The sequence below is a fragment of the Lysinibacillus sp. NPDC093190 genome (genome assembly GCF_050280425.1).
Taxonomy (GTDB): Bacteria; Bacillota; Bacilli; order Bacillales_A; family Planococcaceae; genus Lysinibacillus.
Genome location: NZ_JBNNVG010000003.1, coordinates 167,776 through 188,339, shown reverse-complemented (window position 1 = coordinate 188,339; position 20,564 = coordinate 167,776). Strand labels below are relative to the sequence as shown.

Here is a 20,564-nt window from a genome sequence, read left to right as displayed (position 1 = left end):
TTTTTTAGGACAACCTCTTTTCATTATTTCAATGCATCAGTTAAAACTGGAACAATTTGTTTTTTACGAGATACAACACCTGGTAAAAGAATGCGATTATTCACGAGCTCAGCGCCAAATCCTTTTGCTGCAGCCTCTGCTACTTGTCCAATTGCAACGGCAGTTGAATCATTGTTTAAAATATCTGTTACAACAAAGAAGAATAAATCTAAGCCATTTTCCGCTACATTTTTATTTAATAAAATTTCTAATTCCTCTTGGCGACCAAGTACATCGTTAATATCGACAGCGTTTACTTGAGCTACTACTGATTTATATTCACCGAATTGGAATTCTTTTGCATCTAATGATAAAAGATCTTCTAATGATTTATCTGAAAGGTCAGCACCCGCTTTAAGCATTGCTAAACCGTATTCAGCGGCATCAACACCTGCAATTTTTGCTAGCTCCTCACCAGCTTTTACATCTTGCTCTGTGCAAGTTGGAGATTTGAATAATAAAGTATCAGAAACGATGGCAGAAAGCATTAATCCAGCAATATTTGCAGGAATTGCTACGCCATGTTCTTTAAAGATCTTGTTTAAAATCGTTGCAGTACAGCCTACAGGTTCTGCACGGTAGTATAGTGGATCAGCCGTTTGAAAGTTTGCAATACGGTGATGATCAATTACCTCTGTAATTTGTACTTCTCCAATGCCATCAGCAGATTGCTGGAACTCATTGTGGTCTACAAGGATTACTTTATCTGCTTCTCCAACTACTGATGAAATTAATCGAGGTGCCTCAAAGCCAAATTTATCTAAAGCAAATTGTGTTTCGTTATTTACTTCTCCAAGGCGTACCGCTTCAGCATCAACGCCAATTTGCTGTTTTAAATATGCATATACAATTGCAGATGTAATTGTGTCTGTATCTGGATTTTTATGACCAAAAACTAAAACTTTACTCATTGAATTTATTCCTCCTAAATGGCAATAACATTTATATTTTATTTTATCATACCTTATGAACAAACAAGTTATAAAGTGAAAGTTTATCTATAAAGGATCTACTGCCAATACACAACTAAAATCTCCTATTCTAGGATAACTGCGTCTTCATGTATTATTTATCTTTCCTATACATTAAAGAAACTTATTTAAATATTAGTCAATCACAAAATGGAGGAGGATATTTGTTAAAACGTATGCCATAAATATGAGTTGATTGGAGTAAAAACTCAGGGACTCCTTGGGGATCATAATATCACAGATGAAATCTTGGAGCGAGCTGTAGAGAAATGCGAAGGCTTAAGGTACCACGCCCTGTGATGACGGCTCATGACCAACATCGTACTATCCGCTTCGCTTTCGCACAAAACACATTTGTTTGCCCAAGCGGCTCATCCGACGCCCTCTGAAAAACGCACAGTCGAAACTGAAATCAAACCTACTGTATGGTAATCATCAGGAAACTACCTATTCGTACCATTTCTAGGTTATTATTAAATTTAATATATTTATCTCTTAATAACATCCTATTTATACCACTTAATAATAATAATGCATAGTTTATAAAAAATATTTACTATTAATAGATATATAGTTGTGTTTTATATTTAAGAAACCGTAATTTTATGCTATTATCAGATAGTCTATATTTATTAGGATATACAGGAAATGGGGATCACGATGACAAAGAAAATGGAAAAAAAGTATATTCCTTTAGCAAATTATTTTGAAGTAGCTTTACAACAAGAAATTACTTTATCATTTAGCGAACTCGAAAATATTATGGGACAAGCCTTACCAAATGCAGCTTACTTGAATAGGAGCTGGTGGAAGAAAACAAAGCCCCCACTCTCTCACTATTTGTCATGGACAAATGCAGGCTACTATGTCATTGATGTAAAACTCGGTACCAGTGTAACTTTCGCGCGTACACAAATGAAGACTACGAGCAATATTTCTAAAAATGACGATAACCCACCTGCATACATAATTCGAGCAATTGAAGCATCAGATGCTAGATCATTTATTCATTTGCAAGAAGAAATTTTCCAAAAAACAGACTTCATGTATAATATGGAAAACGAATTAGACCTCACAGTTCAACAGCTTCGTAAAGATTTAGGCTATTGGAAACAATTGAAAAACCGTACGATTTTACTTTGTATATTAAATGGCATTTTTGCTGGCTATGCCGTTGTCCATGGATATAAACATTCTAAAGCTAAGCATGTTGCATCAGTTCGCCTAGCTGTTAAGGAAGAGTATCAGCGACAAGGTATCGGTTCAGAGCTGATGAAGGCAGTTGAACGCTGGTCTATACAGCGAGATATTTTACGCATAGAAGCATCTGTTATGGAGCATAATGATGGTGCTTTAAATTTGTTTAAAAAATTAGGTTTTCAGCAAGAAGGTATCCGACAAAACGCCATTAAATTAAATGATACCTTTATTAACGAATATAGCTTAAGTAAAATTTTATAAGCTTCTTTTTCAAGGATGTCTAAAACTTATTTGGACATCTTTTTTTATGTGTAGCGTTGTAAAGTTTTTAGAAAACCTGCTTTTCTCTTGCAGCATCTAAGAATAGCAAATTATTTTCTACTTGTTCATATGATTGCTGATATTTCTCATATTGTGCCTTATCCTGACTGACCATTTCCTCAATTAGCGCATGTAAAAACGAAAACAAAACTGGAATGACGTCCAATGAAGATTGCTTTTTCAGACCAAGTGTAAAGAACGCACTTGCATATTCCCGAATAGAAGACAACACCGAACCAGTAATGGCAATAATTTTAGCCTTTTTCTTTTTGGCAATTTCTACAATCGTTTGAATTTCGTTTGAATGCTTTTCCCATGAAAAAACTATTAATGTCGTGTGCTCACTCATACTGTTAATTTGCTGTACAATATCGTCGGATTCTGAGCGAAGCTGTTTCACATTTGGGCGTAAAGTTTTCATTGTAAACGATAACCAATTTGCAATGGACGCAGCTTGACGAGTACCTAAAATATAAACGTTCTCTGCTTCATGTATCCATTTCGAGCTTTTTTGAAGCATATTATGGTTAATCAAATGAATCGTATCTTGAATATTTTGAATATCACGTTGCATCACCTTACCAAAACTCGGAATATCCTTCTTGCTTGAAGAATATGTAGTTTGAAGACTCGCACCATCATTTTGAGTCATTAAATAGCTTCTAACCTTGTCTTGAAGCTCTACATAGCCCGATAAATCCATCGCATAACAAAAACGAATAACTGTCGATTCACTAACATTCGCCTGTCTACCAACTTCTGCTGCTCCGTTACCAATTATAACTGTAGGGTTATTCATAACAAATTGCGCAACTTTACGCTGCCCCTTCGACAGCCTAACAAATTTTCTTTCTATATCTTCTTTAATGCTCATTTCTAACAACCTTTCTTTCAATGAAATTATCACGAATGGAGATTGTTTCCTACTGACTCTGAATTCGATTAAAAATACAGTATCACGATTAGATTCTGAATACAATGACTTTTCCGAAAAATCTTCAACGCTTCAACTTGCTAATATAATAGTTCAAAAAAAAGACATAAAATCGTTCTATTTTCATTATCAAAGTTTATTGATGAATCATCACTATCACTTAAAGGTTAATTTTGGGTTGCCACTGGGCGCTTTCCTAACAAAGCTCGCTTCAGTGTCTCGGGTCAACAAATGTGTTTTGTGCGAAAGCGAAGCGTCAGCGGCACGAAATCAATTCCCATTTTCAGTGGTAAACCTTATTTTGTGATTTTAACAGATTTTTAAAAATATTTGTATAAAAATTAATAACTTCTAATTTTTATGTAATTAAATTAGAAAAATGTCTTGGACTATAGTTCATCCAAGACATGATTCTTTTTGTTATTCTAATTCAATTTGTTTCGTTTCTTGACCTAAAAATATTACCCCGACAACACCGATAATAATCGCTCCACAGAAAATAGCAAAAATGTAGCCGATATCATAACCTGCTGTTAACAAAAAGCCTACTAATAGAGGTCCAAAAATACCACCGATGCGTCCAACAGCTGCTGCCATTCCTACACCCGTTCCACGAATAATAGCTGGATACTGCTCTGGTGTATAAGCATAAAGTGCACCCCAAGCCCCTAAGTTAAAGAACGATAAAAACATCCCCGAAGTTAATAGCACTACTATTGTTTCAGCATTACCAAAAATGAAAGCACTTACAGCTGTACCAATTAAATAAGAAACAAGTACAAACTTCCGTCCGAATTTTTCTATAAACCATGCAGCTGTAAAATAACCTGGTAGCTGAGCTAGCGTCATAATGAGAACATATTTAAAGCTCGTAATCATATCAAAGCCTTTACCAACCATGACACTAGGTAGCCATAAAAACATACCGTAATACGAGAAAACAACCGTAAACCATAACACCCATAACATAAGTGTCGAGCGTACATATTTTTTTGACCATACTTCTCGAATATTTTGCACAACACTACGTTTCTTAGACTCTGCTTTTACGGTAAATTGTGGTGAATCTGGTAAGTGCCAGCGAAGATAAATTGCATATATTGCTGGAATTGCCGTTAACAATAAAGCAATACGCCATCCCCATGTTGGAATAACAAAATACGAAATCAATGCAGCGATTAACCACCCCGCCGCCCAGAAGCTTTCCAGTAAAACGACCACTCGCCCACGCTCTTTGGCTTCTACACTCTCAGAAACTAATGTCGACGCGACTGGCAATTCTCCCCCTAGTCCCATGCCTACTAAAAAGCGTAGTGCCATAAAAGCAGCTAATGTAGTTGTAAATGCTGACAAGCCACTTGCAATCGAAAATAACACAAGCGTCCACATAAAAATTTGCTTACGTCCCACTTTATCGGCAAGCACGCCGAAAATAAGAGCTCCTACAGCCATCCCTATTGAGTTTATGCTACCTATCCAGCCCGATTGACTTGGCGTTAATCCCCACTCAACTGCTAATGCTGCAATAACGAATGATAATATTCCTACATCCATTGCATCAAAAAGCCATCCAACGCCAGCTACCCCTAAAAGCTTATTGCGAGAAATAGATTGTTGAGACTTACTCGTTGATACTGTATTTGTCGCCATTTTAACCACCTGTCTTTACACTTGACTATACAATCATAAGTTTACTATACAGTTGTTTCAAGAAAGTGACAAGCAAAAATTCAAATTACCGAATTGTTTCGACAATTTCTGAAATGCTATTGAAAACATAGGGCAATTTGCGTTAAAATGTCTTTTATACAAAAACAACTGTTCTTTCTATAAGAACAAAAGGAGATCGTAAACGTTATGTGGAAAGGCCTAATTGAAGAATATAAACAATTTTTACCCGTAACAGAAAATACACCTGCTCTAACTTTAAACGAAGGCAATACGCCTCTTATACATTTAGTAAATTTATCTAAAAAACTTGGCATTGAGCTTTATGGAAAAATCGAAGGTGCAAATCCAACCGGTTCTTTTAAAGACCGTGGTATGGTGTTTGCCGTTGCAAAAGCGATTGAAGATGGTAGCAAATGTGTTATTTGCGCTTCAACTGGTAACACATCAGCCGCCGCAGCAGCTTATGCAACACGTGCTGGAATCCAGTCCATAGTCGTTATCCCTAAAGGAAAAGTGGCCCTTGGTAAACTAGCCCAAGCGACAATGTATGGTGCAAAGATTATCGAAATCGACGGTAATTTTGATGATGCATTAAATATTGTTCGTCAAGTAAGTGAAACAACTCCAGTCGCACTTGTAAACTCTGTTAATCCATACCGCATCGAGGGGCAAAAAACGGCATCATTTGAAATTGTAGATGCTTTAGGAACAGCTCCAGATTATCTTTGTATCCCTGTTGGTAACGCAGGTAACATTACTGCGTATTGGAAAGGCTTTAAAGAATATGATGCTGCAAAAGGCTCTGGTTTACCAAAGATGTTCGGCTTTGAAGCTGAAGGTGCAGCAGCAATTGTAAAAGGTGAACCTATTGCTAATCCTGAGACAGTGGCGACAGCTATTCGTATCGGCAATCCTGCAAGCTGGAAATTTGCAGAAGCAGCTCGCGATGAGTCTGGTGGAATTATTGATTCGGTTACAGACGAAGAAATTTTAGCTGCTTACAAATTAATCGCTGGCACTGAAGGAATTTTCGTTGAACCAGGTTCAGCTGCATCATTAGCAGGCGTTATTAAATCCGTTGAAAATGGCAAGATTGCCAAGGGCTCTAAAGTTGTGACAATTTTCACGGGTAATGGATTGAAAGATCCTGATACTGCAATGAATGTCTCAACTGTAGATGTTGTCTCACTTAAAAACGATGAAGAAGAAATTCGAAAATACATCGAGGGCGTACTATGAGTAACATGTGGGAAATCACGGTTCCTGGAAGCACAGCCAATCTAGGCCCTGGCTTTGATTCAATAGGGCTTAGCTTATCTCTTTACTTAAAGTTAACCGTGACTTTACAGGATAGTTGGGAAATTATCCACCTCGATGATAATGGTCCTAAAGAGTTTGAGCTGGAAGAGCACTTACTATACGTGATTGCCAAAAATATTGCGGATCAATACGGTAAGCAGCTACCTGCTTGCCGTGTTGAAATGGCAAGTGAGCTTCCATTAGCCCGTGGTTTGGGAAGTAGTGCAGCAGTCATCGTTGCAGGAATTGAACTAGCTAACCAAGTCTGTGACCTAGGCTTAACTGTACAGGATAAACTCAATTTATCCTCACAAATCGAAGGTCATCCAGACAATGCAACAGCCTCGGTATTAGGGGGATTAACAATTTCCTCAATGAATGAAAATGGCGTTGTTGATACATTTCATGTCAATGATATAGATGCTTCCTTTGTTGTGTATGTGCCCGATGTCGAACTAAAAACAAGTGAATCTCGGTCTGTTTTACCAGAACAATTTGACCGTGCATATGCAGTGAGGGCCTCTGCAAATGCAAATATGCTAGCAGCATCATTAATGGTTCATGATTTTGAGCGTGCAGGTCGTTATATGGAAGCTGATTTATTCCATGAACCTTTCCGCGCCAATTTAATTCCACAATATACAGAAATTCATGTAGCCGCAAAGGCTAATGGGGCATTTGGGACGGCTTTAAGCGGTGCTGGACCAACACTGATTTCCATCATCCCTACTGCTATTGCGCAAGATTTCGTAAATACCATGAAAAATCAATTTCCAGATCATCAAATTATCTTAACAAAAGCCGATGAAAATGGTGTAAAGGTAAAATTTGGACGTCTACTGCAAAAGTAGACGTTTTTTCTTGAAGGAGGAAGTAGCTTGAAACCAATTATTTTCTGTGATTTTGATGGCACTATAACAGAAACAGATAATATCGTCTCTCTAATGACTCAATTCATTCCAGAGGAATCTGAGAAAATTGCTAAAGCAATGATGGAACAAACTATAACCTTTAAAGATGGCGTTTCAGCAATGTTCGAGCTATTATCGACTAAACAAAAGGATGCTGTGATCCAATATTTATTGGATACGGCTATTGTACGTGAGGGGTTTGGCGATTTCGTTCGTTTTGCACAAGAGAAACATATTCCGTTTTATATTGTTAGTGGGGGTGTCGATTTTTTCATTAAGCCACTATTAAAAAAATACGGTCCATTTTCTGGTATATATTGTAACAGCGCTGATTTTTCAGGACAGCACATTAAGCTCATCTTTCCAAATAGCTGTGATGAAGAATGTGCGAAATTTGAGACACAGGGTTGTGGTTGCTGCAAGCCAAGCGTTATGCGAAAAGTTACACAGAGCAATCATTTTAAAATCGTGATTGGAGATTCACTTTCTGATTTTGAGGCAGCAAAACAGGCAGATTTAGTACTTGCTAGGGATCATCTTATTAAACGCTGTAAAGACCTCCATCTCCCTTATGAGCCCTTTGAAACATTCTATGATTGCTTAGAAGTTGTAAAAAAGCTTATGGAAGTAGAAAAGGCTGTTTCAATGTAATTGAAAAAATTAAAAAAACTCATCACCCTAACGTGTGGTTGATTTCCGTTCCTACTGGGTGCTTTCCTGGGGGCGTCCGATGAGCCGCTTTTGTTGTTGCTGTCGCTTCGCTGTAGGATCTCGGGCCAACACGAAGGAGTCGCCTAGTCACCACTCCAATCAACTTATATAGATGACATAACAAAAGGAGCCTCCTAATAAGGTGGCTCCCTTTCCAAATTCATGATTTATTTTTCGCCTTAAAAAGTCTCTTTCTACGTTCATACCAAATAACACAAATGATAAACCACGTATAACCGATACTCCATCCGGCCAATACATCTGAAGCAAAATGACGGGCTCCAGCAACTCGAGACAAACCAATAAGTACGGTTAGAATAATTGCCCCAAGCCAAAGCAATGTCTTACGTCCCTTGCTATTGTTTTCCGAAAAAATATAGGCTATTGTAAATAAATACAAGATACCGGTCATAGCATGTCCAGATGGAAAGCTAAAGGATGTTAATTGATCTTCAATCTCAGGTCTTGGTCGGTGTACCCATTTTTTCAATAATTGGTTAAGTACATTCCCACCTGCAATTGTTAACAAAACAAAAAGTATACCTCGGTTATTTTTTACCTTCCATGCTAAATATACTATTAAGACTATAGCTACAGACACTACAAATGCCGGTTCACCTATATAGTGAAAAAATTCTATAAAATGATTACCGAAAAATAAATCAGCCATATTTGTATCAAAAGTATTGATTAATTTACTTTGAAAAGTAACTCGTAATACAAAAAAGATAATGAGCGTTAATACCGCTAAAGGATAAGCCCATTTTTTCATATAATACTTCACCTCAAAACTATATGCTGTTATATTTTTCACATCATATCATATTTAAGTCAGTTAGAGGTGAATTTGCTTTTTATCCCATGTAAAACTCCGAACGTAAAGTTAAGCACAAGGTTAATTGCCCGTAAATGCCCGAGAACTAACCCAATTTGCCCCCTCTTTCCTGGGGAATGACAAATGTTTTTACTTCTGCTTTATTAAAATAATTTGAAAGAGCTAATGCAACGATAAATAAAATTGCAACGATAGGTATTATTTTTCTAAACAAAATATACACTTCCTCATCTTCAGTCTGAATTATTTTAATAGTACTGGATCGAATAACCAATCTTTTGGCCCGAAGTTTTTATCCTTCTCTCCTCTTACCTCACGAGATATATTGTTTTTAATAATTAATTCTCTAAACTTTCTACTGAACAAAGTTTTTCGATATAAATATCTTCCGTCATGGCTCCATTCTGCTGAGAAGAATACATCATTTTTTATATTGGTTAAATCTTTACGCTTGTAAATATCCGGACCATTGATTACTCCACTTAATCCGCAACGACATGGCGGTTGTTCTGTCGCAAAATACAATTTAACTCTTTCAGTGCTGCATTCTGGTAATACTTGTGTCGGAAAAATTTGAAAAGCTTTTTGCTTCCCTTCTTCCGGTCCTTGATGAATAACCTCTAAAAGTTCATAGCCTTTAATATCCTCTTGCTTCATTAAAGTCACTAATTCCTGAGAAGCAACCCAATATCCGTTCACATGAACTAGATGACGGTCTTTCATTTCTGTTGTATCTATCACTAATGGAGAAAGTTGCTCTTTTTCCATTAGTCCGCAATGCTGGCAATGGGTGCTTATAGAAAATAAAGTTCCTTTATCATCTATAAACATATCAGGTGAGTTACCTGTTGAGTTTAATGTGAACAATGGTGCTTGCTCATATTCGTAATCTGAAAAGTCAAAGTAAAAACGTTCTCCGATTGAAACAATTCCTAATTCGTGTTCCAATGATTTATATAGTGCTGCTACATGTTCATATGTGACATCTTCATTTAATGTAAAAATAGGATTGAATGATGCCTTTAATTTTCTTTTTCTTATTTCAGGTGCACCGATAAAAATACCATAGCGATTATAAACTTTAATGACTTGATCTTGACTAGATTCATCTATAGAAAATAAGTTTTCAAGTTCTACTTTCAAAATACACGCCTACCTTTATATAAAGTTTTATGGTGAAGTATGTTGACTAGCTAGTAACTTTAAAAAAATCTACAATCTCTACTTTATTCATAGATAGTCAGGCTCTTATTTTAAACGAAATCTTATATAGTAATACTTACTATAGCAAATCTACTTAACCACGATTATCTTAAGCGTACCAGTACTTATACCGACATTTCAACGTTGGGTTTACGCCAATTTTTTGGCGGTCTTTACCTCAATTTTTGGCGTGATTTGGCGGACATATAAAAAACACCGCCAAAGTTTGGCGGTGTTGCACGAAAATTACAGGTATTTAGAATCGGAATTTAGGTATAATTAACCAAGTTAAAATATGGTATTAAAAAACCACCTAAACTCTCCCTTTTTATTGAAAAATATACCAACGAAAATAAGTATAGCATACAGACAATCTATAGTAAATTCATTCTTTCTGCAAGATTTACAGCCTCTGTCCGTGAATCTACATTCAATAAAGAAAACAGCTGAGTTAAATATCTTTCAGTTGTTCGCTGAGGAATATTTAATTCTATAGCAATCGCTTTATTCGTATGTCCTTCTGCAATTAGTCTTAAAATTTTCTTTTCTTTTTCATTTAAGTGAATATCGAGTTTTGCATCTTGCAATTTAAATTTATTATCGAGAAAATCCAAGAAATTTTGAGGTAAAACAATTTCACCATTTGCAATGGCTCGAACAGTTCGTAAAATTTGTTCCTTAGATGCTGTTTTAGCTAAAATACCTTCTATTTTCCGTTCTAAAATAAGTGGATAATAATCAGTAATATCATCACCAGTATAAAGGATAATTGAAGCATTTGACTGGATTGCTTTAATGTTTCGTCCTAAATTAATGCCATTTTCTAACGGCATATTTATATCAATTAAGTAAATATCATATGGTTTGTTTTTAATTCTCTGTATGACATGAGTTGCATCACTTTCTGTATCAACTATAATATCTTCATTTTCTTGAAATAAATTTTTTGTTCCCTCTAAAACAATAGGGTGATCATCCACTATGAGCATCGTAATCAAGTGTATCACTTCCTTCTTTAACTGTAATTCTAATAGACATTCCCTCATTAACCTGTGTATCGATGTAAAACTGCCCGTTAAAGGCCTTTACACGCTCTTGCATACCTTGAATTCCCATCGAATCTGCGATAATAATATCATCAATATTACAGCCCACACCATCATCCTTATAGATGATTTCGAAACCATCGTCCATTTCCTGCAAATGAATTTCGACTGTTGTTGCATAGGAATGTTTTAAAGCATTGTTGAGTAATTCTTGAAATAATCGATAAATCATTAAATTCATACGCTCATCCTCTAAATAAAGACGATCTATCGTATAAATTAACACAAAACTAGATCTTTCTATTACTTTGCGAATTAGCTTTTCTAATGCAGCGTTTAACCCTAGTGTATCTAATAATGGGGGCTTCAAATTTTCACAATAACCTCTTAAATCATGTAAAGATGTAACCATCTGCTGATGAATTTTCGCAAGTTTTGGCTGGATATCTGGTGCATTCTTCATATTGACTAGGACATCAACCTCCCGGGCAATATGGAGCTGCTCTTGCAAATTTGTATCATGTAATTCTTGAGCTAATTGGTATTTTTCCTCTTCAAATCTTAACCATAATAACTTGTTGAGCCAAGGTAGCTGACTATCATCTGCTTGCCTCATATGCTTTAGTTCCTCTAACAGTTCTTCTACCAGCTTTGTATTTTCAATAAAATTGTTTACATATAATAAGAACAATTCAAGCCATAGAAGCTCTTCATCTTTTAAATGAATTGAATTATTATGTCCCAATACTAAAGCTCTTTTATAATGAGCATCTTGATGGAGGAAGGCTAAGTAGACTTTGTCAATTCTCCGTATTTCTCCTAATTTTAAATCCTCTATTAACGCTGGATTAATTGAAAGCCTTCCCTCAACCGTTGAAGTAAATTGATTTGTATCATAGTTATAGGTTAATACAAATACATGCTCTAGCTCAAGATGTAATGAAACCTCTTGAGCAAACTTCTCTAGAAGCTCATCTATTTTAACCGTTTTGCCAATCCTATCTACAGCAGTGTATAGCTGATGTATATAATCCCCTTTTGTCGAAAATAAAATTTTTCGTTTTCGATAATCTACCTTCTCTTTTATGTAAAAAAGAACAACTAACGATGTAAAAGTAAAGAAAGAAACACCTGTTATTACGGGTATAGTTAAATATTTTCCTACAATCGAATACAAACCAACTATAAACCATAAAGTAAATATCAATGAAAAAATTACATAATAACGAAGTCTTGTAATATGGTATTCAATATCAAATAATCGATCTGCTACCTGTGTAAAGATAAAGCTAAAAGGAATAAGCAATAAAAATAAAGAGCAGATTTCACCTGAAAGAATATACGTATCAAAAAAAATTTTAGGGAGTGAATATAAAAAAAGAAATGGCAGAAACGGTATCAATATACTACATAACAATATTTTCAACTGAGGTGATTTATATTTGAAATAGCTTAGTAATAAAATACTAAGAATAATAATAAGGAGAATAAAGAAAAGGACTAACACTACTTCAGAAAGAAAATAATAAGAAGCAGGATGGAAAATAATAATACAGCTCAGTGAAAAGGCGATTACAGGGAATATATAAAAGAATTTGATATTGTTTGTAAACAGCCATTTTATTTTTACAAATGAATAATAATCTCTTAAAAAATGTAATAATATAGCTAAACATAATACCATACTACTACGATTTACTATTATCCCAATTCCATTTACTCTACTAGATACTCCACTGCTTACATAAGCCAATGAAACAGTTAACATAAAAAAAATAAGTAAGTTAGTAAGGTTTGTATTTTTTCGATTAAAATGTAGATATATGGTGATGAATAGGGTTAATAAATAATAACAAGCTGGAAATAGTAATATATAGTAAAGTTGGCTGGGTATATCCAAATGCTTAATATGTATGTCTTTTATTTCTCCATTTGGCTTCATTATTGTTATTTTATTAGCAGCTACTATCATAGATTTATATTTCAACTGATTTAGATGATCCATTGGCACATTATCTACTCTTAAAATAACATCAGCTGGTGAAATATTCTTCCATTCAGTCCAGTCTTTATAGTAAGGTTGCGTTACTCCCCACTTGCCATTCTCTTTTTCTACCTCAATGTTTAATAATGGCGCGCTATAATTCGCATAATTTAGATAAAGACCAATCACTAAATAGAGCATTATAGCACGCCAAAATAACTTACTACTCAACGATTTTATAACCAAGCTGTACTTTCCAACTCTACTTCACTACTATATGCATCTAAAATTGCTTTTTGTTCCATAGACGAAATTCCAATTAATGATGCTTTTTGTGATTTTAATAGAGCAACTAGGTCTGGTTTTTTTTCTAGATATTGAATTAAATTCATCATACATATCTCTCCTCATTTCATTAGTTTTTTTAAGTAGTCTTTACCTAATTCGTTTATAATCACATTTTCAAGATTATTTAATGCTTTAAACTTGTAAACATTCTTCATAGTAACTGCATAACGTATTGCGCCACCATTTGTCAACTCGTTTTCTGTAGCGTTATTATCCAAAAATGCATCTATATCATCATTATAATAGCTTATAACAGACTTTGAAACATCATTTTTCTGTGATAAAAGATAAATAATAGGCAATGAGTATCTTTTATTTAGCAGATCATTTTTAGGTCCCCAAGTTTTTAAACTTTGAATATCGTTTTTAATTTGTTGGATAATACCTATGTATTCCCCATACTCCTCAACCTCAGAAGATGTCTCGCCTCTTGCAAGTACTTCACCAATTAAGCAACTCATTGCTGTTAAAGAACCTGACTTTTGTTCAATCATGTGTAAATATGATTGCTCATCGCTACAAGTATTAAGTAAATCTAATTGCTGACCGTTTATACTTCGTAATGCATAATCCTCTAGTATTTGAATAGCTGCACTTTTGTGTTCAAAGGAAGTCTCACGTATAGTTCTAGAAGCCATCACTAGCATAGCTAAAGCTACATTTAATGATAATTCAGGTGTTTTAGTCCAACTGTAGTCTGAATCTTTATCCTGCAAGTCATCGATTATATCAAAAGATAAAATTAAAAATTCGATAGCTGCAGCAACTTTATAGATGTCCTCGTTCAAACAATCTGTAAATGCTTCATAATGCCAATAACAGAGCTTACCAAATGAATAGCCAACTGCTTTTTTTTCTTCCTTAAAAATTTTTAGCATTGACCGTAGTTCATGACTTATCAATGTCTCGTTCTCAATTAGAATGTCTAATGATTCATTAATCTGTACGTCAAGCTCCTGCAATAGTCCTCTCCTCCACCCAAGTATGTTATTAAATAGTATACAGATTAATGGGAAATAATACTAGACACCGAAATATAAAGGTAATATTTAACATTACCACAAATACCGCCAAAAAGTGGCGTTATTTGTGGTAAGCACGCCATTTTTTTGTTGAGAAATAGTGAAATACGTGGCGGTGTTATATTATTAACCGCCATTTTTTGGCGTAAACTCACCCTTGAAATGGCGTCCTCACTGATGTTACGCTTAAATTAAGCTTAGATAAATTTGCATTTTGTTCGTACACTATTCTTTCATTAATTCAAAGTTATATGGTTCATCGCCAAAAAGAAACGAGACCGTATGCTATGTATATAAGGTGATTGGGGAGTACAGTTCAGATCGGAAATCACTTACGTTATCGTAATGAGCCATTTTATATAGGAAACTTTTAATCTATTAACAAGGAAATTCTCGAAACACTGGGAGTGATTGAAGTGAAAAATGAAGTAAATGAAAACATTTTAATACTTACAGTTAATTTTTCCTGTGCAATTTTTGTGTCTGAAGAAGAAATCACTATTAAAAGACCTTCGAAAGAACAGCAATATATTGAGCAAATAATTATTGATGCCGAGCAACGGGCTTTTCAAGAAACATTAGCAGAGTATAAAAGCAAATCTACATTTTCAAATTTCATTTGCAATACTCCCGGATTCGAGGATACTTTTCAGCAAAAGCTGGACACTTTAATTAAACAATATAGAATTATAAGACTATCTGAAGAAGGTCAGTCTATGTTGTCTTTAGTAAGTTCATTTACCTCTGGATTAAACATACATACACCTATTATTTATACGTCACCAAGCTTTAGTATTATAAATGCAAGAGGCAATTTCTCTAGTACTTCCTCTATTGAAAATGCTGTTAAAATTGAAGAAAAACTCGGTATACCTGTTTATCTCCATAATTCAAAATTAGAAACGGAAACGTCCTCTTTAGGGAAATTTACTGCTGTAAATGAAGCAAATTGGGCATCCAAACAATCAACTCCCAATTTTACAGAGGTTGCCATTAGTGACAATGGTATTTCTTTTAATATTACTACAGCATTTAATGCATGGAATAAAGCGTCCATTAAACATTAATACTAGACTGGGTATGGCACTGTTATAGATATGTGCCCTGCCCTTCTTCCTTAATATCGTTCTATATGCCATTTTAATAGTTCTATTAGGTCCTTGATGATTCTTTCCGTCGGTCTGTCTTCTATGCTACTCTAGCCATTCTTTCCGCCGTTCTGACCTTTCTAACCATCATTTTGGCTCCTCTATCCACCTTCGCTCTGCTATCTATCATTTTATTTCTACGGGACAACGCGAAGCTTGATGTTCTTTTCATAATAAAACAGGTGCCTCAAATGAACTTTGAGACACCTCTAAATTATTAACCTTTTACATAATAAACTTCTTGTCCGCTTTCGATAATGTGATCGGGCTTCGGTTTACCAGCATTTGCTTTATGACCAGCAATATGCTCAGGGCTCTTCTCCCAATTTTTCCATGCCTCTTCTGATTCCCATCGAACCACAATTAGCACTTCTTCATCACCACGTCGTACTTTTTTTACAAGTACTTGCTTATCAATAAAGCCTAGCTGTTGTTCAAGCAATGATGGACCATCTTTTTTGGCGCCAAAGCGCTCAACAACTTTATCCGAATTCCCTTCCGTAACAACAATACGTTTAATTTGTACAAACATATTAGTTAAACACCTTAAGAACATCTTCTACTTTTTGAGTTTCAGAAGTTAAACCGCCACCAGATAAATACCAAACTTGTGGATCTAAATAAACGATCTTACCATTTTTCGCAGCGTTAGTAGCACCAACGATTTCGTTTTCAATTGCAGCTTTTGTACCTGACTCACCTTCTGGATTTACAGCAGCATCACGGTCAACTACGAATAAAATATCTGGGTTTGTGTCACGTACATATTCAAATGATGCGTTTGCACCGTGTGTAGAAACTTCAATTTTTTCATCAGCAGCTTTCACGCCATATACATCATGAATGACACCGAAACGTGAACCAGGACCATATGCAGATAATGAACCTTCATTTGCTAAAACGATTAAAGCTTTTTCTTTAGCTGAAGCTGTTTTAGCTTTAACTTCTTCTACTTTTGATTCGTATGCAGCAAATGCATCAGCAGCTTCTTTTTCTTTACCAAAAATCTTACCAGCTAATTCTGTTTTTTCTTTAAATGATTCCATGAAATTTTGATCGTCTACACCTACAAATATAGTTGGCGCAATTTTAGATAATTCATCGTAAGCTGATGCTTGACGACCAGAGATGAAAATAATGTCTGGATTCAGAGCAGAGATTGCTTCAAAATCAGGCTCTTTTAAAGAACCAACATTTACGTAATTTTTATCAGTATATTTGCTTAAGTAGTTAGGAACTGATTTTTGCGGTAGACCTGCAACTTTAACACCTAAAGCATCTAAAGTATCAAGGAAACCATAGTCGAATACAACAATATTTTCAGGCATTTTATCAAGAGTTACTTCTTTAAAAGTATCTTCACCATCTTTGATAGCTGGGATTGTTAGTGGGTAAGCAGTAGCTTCTCCTTTTTGCTCTTCAGCAGACTTACTATCAGTTTTAGAATCTGTATCCTCTTTTTTAGTATCATCCTTTGAGCCGCAAGCAGCTAATACCAATAGCATCATTGCCATTAAAACAGTAAGTAATTTCCAATTCTTCATTGTAAAATTGCTCCTTTAAGATTTATTTTTTAGGTGGACATTTCCATCTATTATTTTTTAAGAGTTAAAATACACGCAAATGCGACAGCCGTCCTGTTCTTGAACAGGGATATCCATATCATAGATTTCCTTAAGCGCATCAGAGTTGATGATGTCATTTGTTGGACCGTCTTTGACAACACGTCCATTTTTTAATGCGACAATATGATCAGAGTATACGGAAGCAAAGTTAATATCATGTAATACGATGACAACTGTTTTCCCCAGCTCATCAACGAGCTTCCGCAAAATTTTCATGATTTGCACAGAATGCTTCATATCTAAATTGTTGAGCGGCTCATCAAGCAAAATATAGTCTGTGTCTTGTGCAATAACCATAGCGATAAATGCACGTTGACGTTGACCACCCGATAATTCATCCAAATAATTGTGCTGAATATCATCTAAATTCATATATTGAATTGCTTCATCTATCTTTAGCTCATCCTCAGGCTTCAAATTTCCTTTCGAATAAGGGAAACGCCCAAATGAAACAAGCTCACGAATTGTTAGACGTACATTCATATAATTGGACTGTTTTAAAATTGATATTCGCTTCGCAAAATCATCCGATTTCCAACGACGTACATCTGATTTATCGAGTAATACTTCTCCAGTGTCTGCATTAAGTAAACGGCTTACCATTGAAAGCAATGTTGATTTACCTGCACCATTTGGTCCAATAAAAGACGTAATTTTCCCTGGTGCAACGTCGACACTAACATCTTGAATGACCGGTTTTTTCCCAAAATACTTAGAGATTTCTTTTACTTGGATCATCCTGCTGACCTACTTTCCTTCAATAATAAGTAGATGAAATACACGCCACCTACGAAGTTTATAATAACGCTTAGTGTTGTATCGAAATTAAAAATACGTTCGACTATCCACTGTCCACCGACTAAAGCTACAATACTCATGACACAAGAACCTGCAATTATCACAGAGTGCTTGTACGTCTTGAAAAATTGATACGATAAATTTGCCACGATTAAGCCAAAGAACGTAATAGGCCCAACAAGAGCTGTAGAAACGGCAATTAACACCGAAGATAATATGAGCATTCGCTGTACAAGCTTGTCATATGGTACCCCTAAGTTAATTGCTGTATCACGTCCAAGAGACATTACGTCTAATTGGTTTATATGACGCCAGCCATAAATAAAGGTAATGATGATGACAACAGCTGCAAGCCATACTAAATCTGAATTGACATTGTTGAAGCTTGCAAACATTTTACTTTGTAAGCTTAAAAACTCATTCGGGTCTATTAACACTTGGAAGAACGTAGTTACGCTTCCTAAAAATGTTCCGACAATCATACCGACAAGCAGCAAGAAATAAATCGGACGTTTTCCTTCTTTGAACAATACACGATAAAAAATCACCGCAAAGACAACCATAGCTAAAACAGCTAGTAAGAAATTGTATTTGGCATTAATAACGAATATCGACATAGAGCCAAAAAAGTAAAAGATGAACGTTTGAACCATCATATATAATGCATCAAGTCCCATTACACTTGGCGTTAAAATACGGTTATGTGTAATCGTTTGGAAGACTACAGTTGAATAAGCAATCGCAATCCCTGTTAACGACATCGCTACCACTTTAATAAGGCGGCGTGGAAACGCATAATGATAGTTACCATTAAGTTCATAAAATACATACAGTAAGATAGAAATTACTGCAAGACCTAGTAAAATCAACATTTTTGTACGGTTACGCATATGCTTTCCCCCTAAACAACATAATTAGGAAGATCGCACTTCCGATGACCCCGACAGTCATACTAATCGGAATTTCATAAGGGAAAATCAGTACACGCCCTATAATGTCGCAGAATAATAAGAACGACATACCTAGTAATGCTGTATGAGGCAATGTCTTAGCAAGGTTATCCCCTTTGAACAGCGAAACTATATTTGGAATGATTAAACCAAGGAACGGTATCACACCAACTGTTAGCACCACCGTCGTCGAAATAAGTGCTACTAACACTAAACCTAAATTCACAACGAATTTATAGGAAAGACCAAGATTTTTTGCAAAATCCTCACCCATTCCTGCCACTGTGAAACGATTCGCATAAATGTAAGCTAAAATCAGCACGGGTACACTTATGTATAAAAGCTCATAACGACCTTTCATCATTAATGAGAAATCTCCCTGTAACCATGCAGAAATGTTTTGGATAATATCCGCCTTATACGCAAAGAACGTTGTAATGGAAGAAAGGATATTCCCAAACATTAAGCCAATAAGCGGTATAAAGATCGCATCTTTAAATTTTATTCGATTTAATATTTGCATAAACAATAATGTGCCGGCTAAAGCAAATATGAAAGCGAAGGAAATTTTTTGAAAGTACGAGACATTTGTGAAAAACATCATCGAAATTAATATCCCCAACTTTGTAGCATCTAACGTACCTGCTGTCGTTGGTGACACGAACTTATTCCTACTTAAGCTTTGCATAATTAAACCAGCAATACTCATACCTGCACCTGCTAACAAAATTGCTACAAGTCTCGGTATACGACTAATAAAAAATAGTCTAGTTTCTTCTGATTCGAAGTCTAATAGATCACTCGGTTTTATATCAACTACCCCGATAAATAGTGAAACTATAGACAGCACAACAGTTGCTGTTAAAAGATATCTTTTTTTCATTGTAATCCCCGGTAGATTCATTTTTGCTCGTAACACTTATTGAAAATCATTATCATTACTCACGATTCTCATTATAAGCGTGTTTCCATTCTCAGTCAACCTTCGACTGAGAATTATTCTCGTTTTATTTGCAAATCCTTAAAAAACGAGCATTCCCAACAGAATATTTGCATTTTGTATTACTTCCGAAGTTAATTATCTCTACATTTTTCACACAAATAAAAAGGTAATTGAGAATAAAATACTAATTTTTCTCAACCACCTTATTAAATCAATTATGCCTCGGCATAATTGCGTCCGGAATCGGCTTTGTGCTTAGGCCAGCAGATGTTTTTTGTGCGAAAGCGCAGTGTTAACGTAGCGGCAGCAACAGATGTTTTTTGTGCGAAAGCGCAGTGTTAACGTAGCGGCAGCAACAGATGTTTTTTGTGTGAAAGCGCAGTGTTAACGTAGCGGCAGCAAGGTGTTTTGTCTGTGCGAAAGCGAAGCGACAGATAAATTGCCACAGGACGTGGCGTTCTTAGACTGAGTTCCTCTCTTTCAGCGGAAGTTTGGACACCTACTGAAAAATGACTTAAAACCGCATTCATCTCACCACCTATAGAAGCGGGAGACTTCTGTACCTGTCGCTATGCTTTCGGTACAAAAGACACTTGTAACTGCCG

20 protein-coding genes are annotated in these 20,564 nt (G+C 35.4%); 5 read left to right on the top strand and 15 right to left on the bottom strand.

Annotated elements, in window-relative coordinates; genetic code table 11:
* Positions 1 to 23 precede the first annotated feature (23 nt).
* Entirely contained in the window at positions 24 to 950 is a 927-nt protein-coding gene (locus ACQKOF_RS04485; protein WP_427554093.1) for a manganese-dependent inorganic pyrophosphatase, read from the bottom strand.
* Positions 951 to 1,670: 720 nt separating this feature from the next.
* On the opposite strand from ACQKOF_RS04485, the gene ACQKOF_RS04480 reads away from it, so the two are divergent.
* Entirely contained in the window at positions 1,671 to 2,471 is an 801-nt protein-coding gene (locus ACQKOF_RS04480) for an N-acetyltransferase family protein (protein WP_427554091.1), read from the top strand.
* A gap of 67 nt (positions 2,472 to 2,538) precedes the next feature.
* Here ACQKOF_RS04480 and ACQKOF_RS04475 read toward each other — a convergent pair whose 3' ends face one another.
* Positions 2,539 to 3,405, bottom strand: a complete 867-nt coding sequence (locus tag ACQKOF_RS04475) for a MurR/RpiR family transcriptional regulator (RefSeq protein ID WP_427554089.1) — start codon at positions 3,403 to 3,405, stop codon at positions 2,539 to 2,541.
* A 480-nt stretch (positions 3,406 to 3,885) separates the two neighbouring features.
* Positions 3,886 to 5,115, bottom strand: coding sequence for an MFS transporter (locus ACQKOF_RS04470; protein ID WP_427554087.1), 1,230 nt, complete (start codon positions 5,113 to 5,115; stop codon positions 3,886 to 3,888).
* 207 nt (positions 5,116 to 5,322) lie between these two features.
* Between ACQKOF_RS04470 and thrC the strand changes: the two genes are divergently transcribed.
* The 3 genes from thrC to ACQKOF_RS04455 are packed head-to-tail and all read left to right on the top strand — an operon-like array spanning position 5,323 to position 7,997.
* Positions 5,323 to 6,375 (top strand): threonine synthase, encoded by a 1,053-nt coding sequence (gene thrC / locus ACQKOF_RS04465; RefSeq protein ID WP_427554085.1) that lies wholly within the window; start codon positions 5,323 to 5,325, stop codon positions 6,373 to 6,375.
* Positions 6,372 to 7,286 carry a homoserine kinase gene (gene thrB / locus ACQKOF_RS04460; RefSeq protein WP_427554083.1) on the top strand — a complete coding sequence of 305 codons (915 nt, stop codon included), beginning with the start codon at positions 6,372 to 6,374 and terminating at the stop codon, positions 7,284 to 7,286. Before thrC ends, thrB begins: the two co-directional genes overlap by 4 nt.
* 27 nt (positions 7,287 to 7,313) lie before the next feature.
* Positions 7,314 to 7,997, top strand: a complete 684-nt coding sequence (locus ACQKOF_RS04455; RefSeq protein ID WP_427554081.1) for a 2-hydroxy-3-keto-5-methylthiopentenyl-1-phosphate phosphatase — start codon at positions 7,314 to 7,316, stop codon at positions 7,995 to 7,997.
* 220 nt (positions 7,998 to 8,217) lie between these two features.
* On the opposite strand, the gene ACQKOF_RS04450 is transcribed toward ACQKOF_RS04455, so the two are convergent.
* The 7 genes from ACQKOF_RS04450 to ACQKOF_RS04420 form a co-directional block, all read right to left on the bottom strand.
* Entirely contained in the window at positions 8,218 to 8,829 is a 612-nt protein-coding gene (locus ACQKOF_RS04450; protein WP_427554079.1) for a phosphatase PAP2 family protein, read from the bottom strand.
* Positions 8,830 to 8,977: 148 nt separating this feature from the next.
* Positions 8,978 to 9,106: a hypothetical protein gene (locus tag ACQKOF_RS04445; RefSeq protein ID WP_427554164.1), complete on the bottom strand. Its 129-nt coding sequence runs from the start codon at positions 9,104 to 9,106 to the stop codon at positions 8,978 to 8,980.
* A 29-nt stretch (positions 9,107 to 9,135) separates the two neighbouring features.
* Complete coding sequence (locus ACQKOF_RS04440; RefSeq protein WP_427554077.1) at positions 9,136 to 10,035, bottom strand: hypothetical protein; 900 nt, start codon at positions 10,033 to 10,035, stop codon at positions 9,136 to 9,138.
* A 434-nt stretch (positions 10,036 to 10,469) separates the two neighbouring features.
* Entirely contained in the window at positions 10,470 to 11,084 is a 615-nt protein-coding gene (locus tag ACQKOF_RS04435; protein ID WP_232733125.1) for a response regulator, read from the bottom strand.
* A complete protein-coding gene (locus tag ACQKOF_RS04430; protein ID WP_427554162.1) occupies positions 11,068 to 13,326 on the bottom strand; it encodes a sensor histidine kinase in 2,259 nt (752 codons plus the stop codon). Before ACQKOF_RS04430 ends, ACQKOF_RS04435 begins: the two co-directional genes overlap by 17 nt.
* A 35-nt stretch (positions 13,327 to 13,361) precedes the next feature.
* On the bottom strand, positions 13,362 to 13,520 hold the full coding sequence (gene comX / locus ACQKOF_RS04425) for a competence pheromone ComX (RefSeq protein WP_427554075.1): 159 nt from the start codon (positions 13,518 to 13,520) through the stop codon (positions 13,362 to 13,364).
* 12 nt (positions 13,521 to 13,532) lie between these two features.
* Complete coding sequence (locus ACQKOF_RS04420; protein WP_427554073.1) at positions 13,533 to 14,435, bottom strand: polyprenyl synthetase family protein; 903 nt, start codon at positions 14,433 to 14,435, stop codon at positions 13,533 to 13,535.
* 476 nt (positions 14,436 to 14,911) lie between these two features.
* Here ACQKOF_RS04420 and ACQKOF_RS04415 point away from each other — a divergent pair, with 476 nt between their 5' ends.
* Positions 14,912 to 15,562 carry a hypothetical protein gene (locus ACQKOF_RS04415; RefSeq protein ID WP_427554071.1) on the top strand — a complete coding sequence of 217 codons (651 nt, stop codon included), beginning with the start codon at positions 14,912 to 14,914 and terminating at the stop codon, positions 15,560 to 15,562.
* Positions 15,563 to 15,860: 298 nt separating this feature from the next.
* Here the strand turns inward: ACQKOF_RS04415 and ACQKOF_RS04410 are convergent, their stop codons facing one another.
* The 5 genes from ACQKOF_RS04410 to ACQKOF_RS04390 are packed head-to-tail and all read right to left on the bottom strand — an operon-like array spanning position 15,861 to position 19,899.
* Positions 15,861 to 16,175, bottom strand: coding sequence for an antibiotic biosynthesis monooxygenase family protein (locus tag ACQKOF_RS04410; protein ID WP_427554069.1), 315 nt, complete (start codon positions 16,173 to 16,175; stop codon positions 15,861 to 15,863).
* A 1-nt stretch (position 16,176) separates the two neighbouring features.
* Complete coding sequence (locus tag ACQKOF_RS04405; RefSeq protein ID WP_427554067.1) at positions 16,177 to 17,187, bottom strand: siderophore ABC transporter substrate-binding protein; 1,011 nt, start codon at positions 17,185 to 17,187, stop codon at positions 16,177 to 16,179.
* 57 nt (positions 17,188 to 17,244) lie between these two features.
* On the bottom strand, positions 17,245 to 18,006 hold the full coding sequence (locus tag ACQKOF_RS04400; protein ID WP_427554065.1) for an ABC transporter ATP-binding protein: 762 nt from the start codon (positions 18,004 to 18,006) through the stop codon (positions 17,245 to 17,247).
* On the bottom strand, positions 18,003 to 18,956 hold the full coding sequence (locus ACQKOF_RS04395; protein ID WP_427554063.1) for an iron chelate uptake ABC transporter family permease subunit: 954 nt from the start codon (positions 18,954 to 18,956) through the stop codon (positions 18,003 to 18,005). Before ACQKOF_RS04395 ends, ACQKOF_RS04400 begins: the two co-directional genes overlap by 4 nt.
* Entirely contained in the window at positions 18,949 to 19,899 is a 951-nt protein-coding gene (locus ACQKOF_RS04390; protein ID WP_370080044.1) for an ABC transporter permease, read from the bottom strand. The genes ACQKOF_RS04395 and ACQKOF_RS04390 overlap by 8 nt, the downstream gene beginning before the upstream one ends.
* Positions 19,900 to 20,564 lie beyond the last annotated feature (665 nt).

What these genes read in the sequence shown, in the direction of transcription:
- ACQKOF_RS04480 (WP_427554091.1), top strand. Translation starts at nt 1,671, where the DNA reads ATGACAAAGAAAATGGAAAAAAAGTATATTCCTTTAGCAAATTATTTT.
- ACQKOF_RS04470 (WP_427554087.1), bottom strand. Translation starts at nt 5,115, where the DNA reads ATGGCGACAAATACAGTATCAACGAGTAAGTCTCAACAATCTATTTCT.
- ACQKOF_RS04485 (WP_427554093.1), bottom strand. Translation starts at nt 950, where the DNA reads ATGAGTAAAGTTTTAGTTTTTGGTCATAAAAATCCAGATACAGACACA.
- ACQKOF_RS04450 (WP_427554079.1), bottom strand. Translation starts at nt 8,829, where the DNA reads ATGAAAAAATGGGCTTATCCTTTAGCGGTATTAACGCTCATTATCTTT.
- ACQKOF_RS04430 (WP_427554162.1), bottom strand. Translation starts at nt 13,326, where the DNA reads ATGCTCTATTTAGTGATTGGTCTTTATCTAAATTATGCGAATTATAGC.
- ACQKOF_RS04405 (WP_427554067.1), bottom strand. Translation starts at nt 17,187, where the DNA reads ATGAAGAATTGGAAATTACTTACTGTTTTAATGGCAATGATGCTATTG.
- ACQKOF_RS04475 (WP_427554089.1), bottom strand. Translation starts at nt 3,405, where the DNA reads ATGAGCATTAAAGAAGATATAGAAAGAAAATTTGTTAGGCTGTCGAAG.
- ACQKOF_RS04410 (WP_427554069.1), bottom strand. Translation starts at nt 16,175, where the DNA reads ATGTTTGTACAAATTAAACGTATTGTTGTTACGGAAGGGAATTCGGAT.
- ACQKOF_RS04395 (WP_427554063.1), bottom strand. Translation starts at nt 18,956, where the DNA reads ATGCGTAACCGTACAAAAATGTTGATTTTACTAGGTCTTGCAGTAATT.
- thrC (WP_427554085.1), top strand. Translation starts at nt 5,323, where the DNA reads ATGTGGAAAGGCCTAATTGAAGAATATAAACAATTTTTACCCGTAACA.
- thrB (WP_427554083.1), top strand. Translation starts at nt 6,372, where the DNA reads ATGAGTAACATGTGGGAAATCACGGTTCCTGGAAGCACAGCCAATCTA.
- comX (WP_427554075.1), bottom strand. Translation starts at nt 13,520, where the DNA reads ATGATGAATTTAATTCAATATCTAGAAAAAAAACCAGACCTAGTTGCT.
- ACQKOF_RS04400 (WP_427554065.1), bottom strand. Translation starts at nt 18,006, where the DNA reads ATGATCCAAGTAAAAGAAATCTCTAAGTATTTTGGGAAAAAACCGGTC.
- ACQKOF_RS04390 (WP_370080044.1), bottom strand. Translation starts at nt 19,899, where the DNA reads ATGAAAAAAAGATATCTTTTAACAGCAACTGTTGTGCTGTCTATAGTT.
- ACQKOF_RS04435 (WP_232733125.1), bottom strand. Translation starts at nt 11,084, where the DNA reads ATGCTCATAGTGGATGATCACCCTATTGTTTTAGAGGGAACAAAAAAT.